Source organism: Nonomuraea maheshkhaliensis (assembly GCF_039529435.1).
Lineage (GTDB): Bacteria > Actinomycetota > Actinomycetes > Streptosporangiales > Streptosporangiaceae > Nonomuraea > Nonomuraea maheshkhaliensis.
Window position 1 is genome coordinate 1 of record NZ_BAAAMU010000215.1, and the last position, 10,069, is coordinate 10,069.

2 protein-coding genes are annotated in these 10,069 nt (G+C 73.7%); both read right to left on the reverse strand.

Features of this window, described 5'->3' with window-relative positions; translation table 11 throughout:
* A partial coding sequence (locus tag ABFX54_RS54595; protein WP_346115243.1) for an amino acid adenylation domain-containing protein occupies window positions 1-7,491 on the reverse strand: 7,491 nt, incomplete at its 3' end.
* A partial coding sequence (locus ABFX54_RS54600) for a non-ribosomal peptide synthetase (RefSeq protein WP_346115244.1) occupies window positions 7,491-10,069 on the reverse strand: 2,579 nt, incomplete at its 5' end. The genes ABFX54_RS54595 and ABFX54_RS54600, both read right to left, overlap by 1 nt.

The window sequence follows — 10,069 nt, forward strand, 5'->3', positions numbered from 1 at the left end:
CACCACACCCTTCGGCCGCCCCGTCGAACCCGACGTGAACATCACATAAGCCGCATTCGCGCCGGTCAGCACACCGCCACGCTCCACGGCGGTCAACCCCTGACCAGACAGGGCCGCCAGCTCCGCCGGATCCAGCACGACCTCCCCACGCAACCCCACAGCCGACGAAGTGATCACACACTCCGCCCCGGCCTGCTCCACCAGGTACGCCATCCGTTCATCCGGATGATCCGGATCCACCGGCAGATAAGCCGCCCCCGCCTTCAACACCCCTAGCAACGCGACGACCAGATCAACCCCACGCTCCAAACGCACCCCCACCACCGACTCCACGCCCACACCACGCCCCACCAGCAAGCGAGCCACCCGGTTCGCCCGCACATCCAACTCCGCGAACGACACCTCCACCCCATCGCCCACCACCGCCACCGCGTCAGGAACCGCGGCCACCCGCGCCTCGAACAGCTCCACCAACGTGCCGGCCGGCCTCTCCGCAGCCGTGTCGTTCCACTCCTCCACCACCAGCCGCCGCCCGGCCTCGTCGAGCACGTCCACCCCGCTCAACGGCAGCTCCGGATCCCCGGTGACCGTCTCCAGCACCCGAACCAGCCGATCCGCCAGCGCCTCCACCGACTCCCGCTCGAACAGGTCCGCCGCCGCCACCAAGGACCCGCGCACGCCGGCCGGCGCCCCGGAGGCGTCCACGGCCTCCGCCAGCCCCAGCTCCAGATCGAACTTGGCGGCCGCCGCCACGGGCTGCCCGGCGGCCGACACCCCGGGCAGGTCCAGGGCCGCCGCGCCGGTGTTCTGCACCGTCAGCATCACCTGGAACAGCGGATGCCGGGCCATCGACCGCGCCGGCGCCAGCTCCTCCACCAGCCGCTCGAACGGCACGTCGTGCTGCTCGAAGGCCGCCAGCCCGGTTTCCCGCACCCGGCCAAGCAGCTCGCGGAACGTCGGATTCCGCGACAGGTCGGTGCGCAAGACCAGGGTGTTCACGAAGAACCCGACCAGGTCCTCCAACGCCTCGTCGTCACGTCCCGCGTGGGCGGCGCCGATCGGCAGGTCGGTGCCCGCGCCGAGCCGCGACAGCAGCACCGCCAGCGCGGCCTGCACCACCATGAACGTGGTCACGCCCTCGGCCCGCGCCAGCTCCACCAGCCGCGCGTGCACGTCAGCCGCGACCTCGACCGGCACACTGTGCCCCCGGTAGGACGCCACCGCCGGGCGCGGCCGGTCCACCGGCAACGCCAGCTCCTCCGGCGCCCTCGCCAACGCCTCCCGCCAGTAGGCCAGCTGCCCGGACAGCACGCTCTCCGGATCCCGCTCGTCCCCCAGCAGCTCCCGCTGCCACAACGCGTAGTCCGCGTACTGCACCGGCAGCGGCTCCCACCCAGGAGCCCGCCCCTCGCAGCGCGCCGCGTACGCCGCCGAGACATCCCGCCCCAGCGGCCCCAGCGACCACCCGTCACCGGCGATGTGATGCACGACCACCACCAGCACGTGCTCATCCGCCCCCACCGAGAACAACCACGCCCGCACCGGCACCTCGACGGACAGATCGAACGCGTACCCCACAGCCGCACCGACCGCCGCGTCCAACTCCTCGGGCGCCACCTCGGCCGCCGCCAGCTCCCACTCCAGCTCGGCCGAGGGCACCACCCGCTGGTACGGCTCCCCCTCCGCCTCGGGAAAGACCGTCCGCAACACCTCATGCCGCTCGATCACATCCCGCAACGCCGCCTCCAGCGCCACGCCATCGACCTCGCCGCCGAGCCGCAGCACGGCGGGAATGTTGTACGTGGGACTCGGCCCCTCCAACTGCCCGAGGAACCACACCCGCCGCTGCGCGAACGACAGCGGCACCCGTTCCGGCCGCCGTTCCGCCGCCCGTACGCCGCGCCGGGCCGCACCGGCGTCGCCGAGCCGGCTCGCCAGCCCGGCCACCGTCGGCTCCTGGAACAGCAGCCGCAGCGGCACCTCGACCCCGAGCACCGTCCGCACCCGGCTGATCAGCCGCACCGCGAGCAGCGAGTGCCCGCCGAGGGCGAAGAAGTCGTCGTCCACCCCCACGTCGGGCAGCCCCAGCACGTGAGCGAAGATCCCGCAGAGCAGCTCCTCGCGCGGGGTGGCGGGGGCGCGGCGGCGCGAGCCGGCCGTGCGGTCGGGGGCGGGCAGCGCCTTGCGGTCCACCTTCCCGTTGGCGGTCAGCGGCAGCGCGTCGAGAACCACCATGATCGAGGGCACCATGTACGCGGGCAGCTCGCGAGCGACGTGCTCGCGCAGGTCCGCACCGTCCGGCTGCCGGCCAGGGGCCGGGACGACGTACCCGACCAGGTGTGGACCGCCGGCCGCGTCGTCGCGTACGGCCACCGACGCGCGCGCCACCAGCTCGTGCCGTTCGAGCACGGCCTCGATCTCTCCCAGCTCGATCCGGAACCCGCGCACCTTGACCTGGTCGTCGGTCCGGCCCAGACATTCGAGCGTGCCGTCGGGTCGCCACCGTGCCAGGTCGCCCGTCCGGTACATGCGGTCGCCGTCCGGTCCGAACGGGGCGGCCACGAACCGCTCCGCGGTCAGGCCAGGGCGGCGCAGGTAGCCGCGGGCGAGCTGGGCGCCCGCCAGGTAGAGCTCCCCCGCGACCCCGGCGGCGACGGGGCGCAGTTGCCGGTCCAGCACGTAGGCGCGCGTGTTGGCGAACGGCCGCCCGATCGTCACCGGCCCGTCCGTCACCCGGGCGGACGTCGCCCAGACCGTCGCCTCGGTGGGCCCGTACAGGTTCGCCGCCCATGCCTTCATGCCGGTGATACGTGCGGCCAGCTCGCCAGGCAACGCCTCACCGCCGACCAGCATCCGCACATCACGCGGCCACTCGCCGGCGTCGAGCAGCGCCCGCCACAGGGACGGCACCGCCTGCATCACCGTCGCGCCACGCTCCCCGACCAGCTCCAGCAGAGCACCCGGTTCCCGTACGGTCTCCCTGGCCGCCAGCACCACCCGCGCCCCGCTCACCAGCGGCAGGAACAACTCCAGCGCCGCGATGTCGAACGACACCGTCGTCACCGCCACCATCCGATCGTTCACACCGAGCGGCACCCGCTCGGCGGCGGCCCGCAGGTGGTTGACGAGCGCCCGATGCGAGATCACGACCCCCTTGGGCCGGCCGGTGGAGCCCGAGGTGTAGATGACGTACGCCGGATGCTCCGGCAACGGCCCACCCATCGCAGGGGCAGGAATGGCAGTGGCGGGCTCGGTGACGTGGGGTGGGTCCCCTGCGACGAGGGTCGGGACGGGCGACTGGGGCAGGATGGGGGCGGTCGTGGGGGAAGCCAGGACGAGGACCGGTGCGGCGTCGCGCAGCATGGCGGCGATCCGCTCCGCCGGGTACTCGACGTCCACCGGCAGATACGCTGCCCCGGACTTCAGCACCGCCAGCAGGGCCACGACCAGCTCGGCGTCCCGTTCCATCGCGACCGCGACCACCGACTCCGGACCGGCACCCCGCTCGCGCAGCACGCAGGCGAGCCGGTCGGCGCGCGCGTCCAGCTCGGCGTAGGTCAGCTCCATGCCGTCGGAGACGACCGCGATCCGGGCAGGCGTCCTGACCGCCTGCGCCGCCACCAGCTCCGGCAGAGTCATGTCGGGGGTATCGGCCGTGCCAGGGGTGCGGGCCATGCCGGGCGTGCCGACCAAGCCAGCCGTGCCGGGGATGCTGGGCGTGTCGGAGGTGTCGTTCCATTCGTGCAGGATGCGGTGCATATCGTCCTCGCCGAGGGCGTCGATGCCACCGAGGGGCACGTCGGGGCCGCCGTTCAGCGCGTCCTCCAGGGCGGCGGCGAGGTTTTCCGTGACGGTGCGCAGCAGCCGGCCGACGGCCTCCGGGTCGATGGGCGCCACCGCGTCCACGGTCAGCGCGAGCCCGTCACCGTCGTCCTCGACCGCGACCCCGAGCGGGTAGTTGGTGCGCTCGCGAGCAAGCAGCAGTCGAATGCCGTCTAGCCCTCCCCCGCCACCGCCGTCCCCGCTGTCGCCGCCCTTGCCGGTTTCATCGCGGCCGGTGTTGTGGCGGTAGTTGAGGAACGAGGTGAACAGCGGGGTGTCCGCGGAGACGCCGCTGACCTGCTGGGCGAGCGCGAGAGGGGCGTGCTCGTGCTCCATCAGCCGGGCGAGCTGCCCACGCAGTTCCGACACGGCCGCGAGCACGGTCAGCTCGTGGGTGCGCACCCGTACCGGCAGAGTGTTGATGTACGGACCGGGGACCTGGCCGGCGCCGGTGCCGGCGTGCATGCGGCCGAACAGCACGGTGCCGAAGACCACGTCGTCACGGCCCGACACCGCGGCCACCACCCGGGCCCAGGCCACGTGCAGGAGCGTCGCGGTGCTGACCCCCAGCCGCCTGGCCACCGTGCGCAGCCGCCGCTGTGCCTCGTCGGGGAACGCCACGACCCGGCGTACCACGTCGCTCCCGTCGCCCCGCGCGTCCACCAGCCCGAACGGCGCGGTCGGCTCGGTGACGTCGCCGAGCAGGCCGGCGAAGTGGCGTTCGTGGGCCGCGCGGTCCGCGGCGTCGCGCGACCGCGCCACGAAGTCGCGGAACGGCCGGGGCTCGGGCAGCTCGTCACCACGTCCGGCCAGGAACGCGAGGATCTCGGCGAGCAGCACTTCCAGCGCCATGTGGTCCTGCACCATGTGGTGCACCCGGGCCAGCGCCAGCCATCGGCCCTCTGGTGCGGGGGCGGTGTGCACGGTGATCATGGGGGCGCGGGTGAGGTCCATGCTCTGTCCGGCCCGCGCCACGAGCCGTTCTGCCGGGTCGCCCGGCCCGTCCGGCAGGGTCACCCGTTCGACCGGGACGGTGGCGTGCCGCCGGACGACCTGCACCGGTTCGCGCAGCCCGGCCCAGACGATGGAGGTGCGGTAGATGTCGTGCCGGTCCACCACGCGCTGCAACGCGTCGAGGAAGGCGTCGAGCCGGTCGCGGGAGTCGAACTCCAGCACCGTCGGCATCACGTAGGCGTCCCTGCCGCCGTCCTCGGCGAGCAGGTGGTGGAAGAGCAGTCCCTCCTGGAGGGGCGCGAGCGGGTAGACGTCGGCGATGTCGGCCGCGCCGCCCTCGACGGTCGCCGTGATCCGGTCGATCTCGTCGGTGGTCAGGTCCACCAGGGGCAGCATGTCCGGGGTGATCGCGGTGGCGCCGGACGGGATGAGGTTGGGCGGCACCGCAGTCCGTTCCGCGCCTGTCGTGGCGGCCAGGCCCGCGGGGGTCGGGGTCTCGAAGAGGGCGCGTACGGGGACGTCGATGCCCTGGGCGCGCAGCCGTTCGGCCAGGCGGATGGCCAGCAGCGAGTGGCCGCCGAGCGCGAAGAAGTCGTCCTCGGCACCCACGCTCGCCAGGCCGAGGACGTCGGCGAACGCGGCGCACACCAGCTCCTCGCGCGGGTCGGCGGGGCCGCGTCCGGTGGCGGCGAGCGCGGTGAGGTCCGGCATCGGCAGACTCTTGGTGTCGACCTTGCCGTTCGGGGTCAGCGGCAGCTCGTCGAGGGTCACCAGCGCGGCGGGGACCATCGACTCGGGCAGGTGCCGGCGGACGAACTCCCTCAGCTCGGCCACGTCGACGACGGCTCCCGGCGCCGGCACCACGTACGCGACGAGCCGGCGGTCGGGAGCCGGCTTGTCGCTGGTACGGGAGACGATGACGAGCTCGCCGGCCGGCGTCCAGCGGGCACGGTGGCCTGTGACGTAGAGGACGGTCCCGTCGGAGGTGAACGGGTTGGCCACGAACCGTTCCGGCCGCTGCCCGGACGCGGCCACGTACAGGTCGCCGGTCACGCCGATCGGGGTGGGGGTGAGGTGCTCGTCCAGGACGTACGCGCGGGTGGCCAGGGGGCGCATGTCGTCGGGGACGGGGACGGCGGCCGAGGCGACCTTGTTCCACTCCGTGAGGACGCGGCGCCGTTCGACGGGGTCGAGCACGTCCACCGCGCTCGTCCGGACACCGGGGTCGGCGCTCACCTGGTGCAGCACCCTGGTCAGCCGGGCGGCGAGCGCCGCGACGCCGCCGCGGTCGAAGACGTCGGCGGCGGCGGTGACGACACCATGCATCCCGGCGGGCGCGCCGGCGGCGTCGAACATCTCACCGAATGACACCTCCAGATCGAACTTCGCCCCCAGGGCCCCTGACGACCCGGGCGACCCGCCTGTCGCCTCACGGCCGCTCACTGCGTCGCCCTTCGCCGCACCGCCGCTCACTGCGTCGCCCTTCGCCGCACCGCCGCTTGCCGCGCTGCCCTTCGCCGCGCCGTACCGGCCGGACGGATCCGGGGCTGCGGCCTGGGTGGCGGGATCCTGAGCGGCCGGATCCGGGGAGCCGGGATCCGAGGAGCCGGAGTGCGGGGTGGCAGGTGCGTTCGTGACGGTTTTGGCGACGTTCTGCACGGTGAGCATCACCTGGAACAGCGGGTGCCGGGACAGCGAGCGCGCCGGTGCCAGCATCTCGACGACCTTCTCGAACGGCACGTCCTGGTGCTTGAACGCTGCCAGGTCCGTCGCCCGCACCCGGGCCAGGACCTCGGTGAACGTGGGGTCCCCCGACAGGTCCGTGCGCAGGACCAGGGTGTTGACGAAGAAGCCGACCAGGTCGTCCAGGGCTTCGTCGGTGCGGCCCGCGACGTCCGTGCCGATCGGCAGGTCGGTGCCCGCGCCGAGCCGGGACAGCAGGACGGCCAGCGCGGCCTGCAGCAGCATGAACACGGTCACGCCCTCGGCCCTGGCCACCTGGACCAGCCGCCGGTGGACGTCGGCGGGGAGCTCCAGGCGTTCGCTGACGCCCTGGTAGGAGGCCACCGGAGGGCGGGGGCGGTCGAAGGGCAGCGTCAGTTCCACCGGCGCGCCGGCCAGGGTCTCGCGCCAGTAGGCGAGCTGGTGGGACATGACGCTGTCGGGGTCCGTCTCGTCGCCGAGCAGTTCGCGCTGCCACATCGTGTAGTCGGCGTACTGGACCGGCAGCGGCTGCCACTCCGGCGCCCGGCCCGCGGACCGGGCGGCGTAGGCCACCGAGACGTCCCTGGTCAGCGGGCCCATCGACCAGGCGTCGCCGGCGATGTGGTGCAGCACCACGGCGAGCACGTGCCGGTCGTCGCCGCAGCGGAAGAGCCAGGCGCGGATCGGGATCTCGCGGGCCAGGTCGAAGGTGTGGGCGGAGGCCGCGGCCAGCGCGTCGTCCAGGTCCGTCCCGCCCACGTCCACGGCCGGCAGCGTCCAGGTCAGCTCGGCGGACGGGATCACCCGCTGGTACGGCTCGCCGTCCACGGTCGTGACCACTGTGCGCAGCGCCTGGTGCCGGCCGATCACGTCGAGAAGGGCGGCTTCGAGGGCGGCGTGGTCGGTCCGGCCCGGCAGGGGGCGGATGATCGGGATGTTGTAGGTGGCGCTCGGGCCTTCCAGCTGGCCGATGAACCACAGGCGGCGCTGCGCGAACGACAACGGGATCATCAGGACTCCTCCCCCGCGCTCATGGGCCGCAACGCCGGGCGGGGCCGCCGACCCACCTGCCCGCCGTCGTCCGTCCCGACCCCGCCGCCTGCTCCGGTCCTCTCGGCCCCGCTGTCCGCTCCGGTCCTGTCGATCCCGCCGTTCGGGCCGGTCCCGAAGGTCATGTCCTTCTCGTCCGTCCCGTCGGTCTCGTCGGGGAGGCGGCGGGCGAGGCCGGCCGGAGTGGGGGCGTCGAACAGCGCCGCGAGGTCGGCTTCCACGCCCAGCACGGTCCTGATCCGGCTCATCAGCCGCACGGCGAGCAGCGAGTGTCCGCCGAGCGCGAAGAAGTCGTCGTCAACGCCGACCCTCTCCAGCCCGAGGACTTGGGCGAACGCCTCGCACAACCGCTCTTCCCGAACATCGGCCGGTGCCCGCCCCGCGCCGGACGTGTACTGGGGCGCGGGGAGCGCCCGGCGGTCGAGCTTGCCGTTGACGGTCAGCGGCAGCGCATCGAGTACGACCACCGCGGCGGGCACCATGTGCGCGGGCAACCGCTCAGCCACGAACCGCCGGACGGTGTCCGACAGCGCGTCTCCGGCAGAGTCCGGCTGCCCGTCGCCAGAGGAGGCCGACTGCGCGTCTCCGGTAGCAGCGCCCCCGATGGATGCGCCGCCGGCAGTGGCGCTCGTGACGTAGGCCACCAGGCGGAGATCGCCAGGTGTGTCCTCGCGGGCGACGACCGTCGCCTCCCCGACCTGCGGGCAGCGCGCCACCACGGCCCGTACCTCGTCGGGCTCGATGCGGAAACCACGGAGCTGCACCTGGTCGTCGGCGCGGCCGAGGAAGACGAGGTGGCCGTCGGCGGTCCAGCGGGCGCGGTCGCCGGTCCGGTACATGCGCGTGCCGGGCCCGCCGAACGGGCAGGCCACGAACCGGCCCGCGGTCAGCGCCGGCTGTCCCAGGTAGCCGCGGGCGAGCTGGCCGCCGGCCACGTACACCTCACCGGCAGTGCCCGGGGGCACGGGGCGCAGCCGTTCGTCCAGGACGTACACGCTCAGCCCGGGGAGGCCGCGACCGATCACGCTGCCCCGCTCGCCGTCGTCCGGGCCGAGCTCGTGGCAGGTGACGTGGACGGTGGTCTCGGTGATGCCGTACATGTTCACCAGGCGCGGACCATCGGCGGTGCCGTGGCGTGCCCACCAGCCGGTCAGCCGGCCCGGGTCCAGCGCCTCGCCGCCGAACACCACCGCACGCAGCGCGGCCACCGCTTCCGGACGGCGCTCCTCGACGGCCATGAGCTGGTAGAACGCCGACGGCGTCTGACTCAGCACGGTCACACGCTCGCGTTCGAGGAGGGCGAGGAACTTCTCCGGGGACCGCGACACCGCGTACGGCACCGTCACGACCCGCCCGCCGTGCAGGAGCGCGCCCCACAGCTCCCACACCGAGAAGTCGAACGCGGCCGAGTGGAACCAGCTCCACACGTCGCCGGGCCCGAAGCCGAAGAGCGGGCGGGTCTGCGCGAACAGGCCGGTGACGTTGGCGTGGGTGACCGTCACCCCCTTGGGGCGGCCGGTCGAGCCGGAGGTGTAGATGACGTACGCGGGATGGTCAGGGGCGAGCGTCCGTCGTTCCCCGGCGACGGGCGCGCCGGAGTCGGCGGGGTCGGTCACGGGCAGGCGGGGCACGTCGTCAGGGAGCCGGTCGGCGAGGGCGTCGGTGCTGATGACGTAGGCGGCCCCGGCGTCGGCCAGCGCGTACGCGATCCGCTCGGCCGGGTACGCCGGGTCCATCGGCAGGTACCCGGCCCCTGACTTGAGCACGCCGAGCGCGGCCACGACCAGGTCGATCCCGCGCTCCAGGCAGATGCCGATCACCGACTCCGGCCCGGCGCCCTGCCGGATCAGCCGCCTGGCCAGCCGGTTGGCGCGCGTGTCGAGCTCCGCGTACGTCACCGTGACGCCGCCGGACACGAGGGCGACCGCGTCCGGGGTGCGGGCGGCCTGCGCCTCGAACAGTTCGGGCAGCGTGGCTGGTTCCGCCGGGGCCGGGGCGGTGTTCCACTCGGTGAGCAGGCGGTGGCGTTCGTCCGGTTCGAGCAGGTCGACCGATGCGAGCCGGGCCCGGGTGTCGGCGAGGAGCAGGTCCAGCAGGCCGATCAGGCGAGCCGCCAGGCGGGCGACCGAGGCCGGCTCGAACAGGTCGGCGGCCCCGATCAGCGTTCCGCGCACGCCCGAGGGCGCGCCCTCGGGGCCGAAGGTCTCGACGAGGCGCAGGTCCAGGTCGAACTTCGCGGCCGGCGCGCCGGCGGACAGCTCGCCGGTGCGGGTGCCGGGCAGTTCCAGGGTGGCTTCGGCGGTGTTCTGCAGCGTCAGCATCACCTGGACGAGGGGGTGGCGGGCGCGGGACCGGGCCGGGGCGAGCTCTTCCACGAGTCGTTCGAACGGCACGTCCTGGTGGGCCAGGGCCTGGAGGCTCGTCCGGCGTACGCGGGCGAGCAGGTCCTGGAAGCTCGGGTCGCCGGACAGGTCGGTGCGGAGCACGAGGGTGTTGATGAAGAAGCCCACCAGGTTGTCGAGGGCTTCGTCGGTGCGTC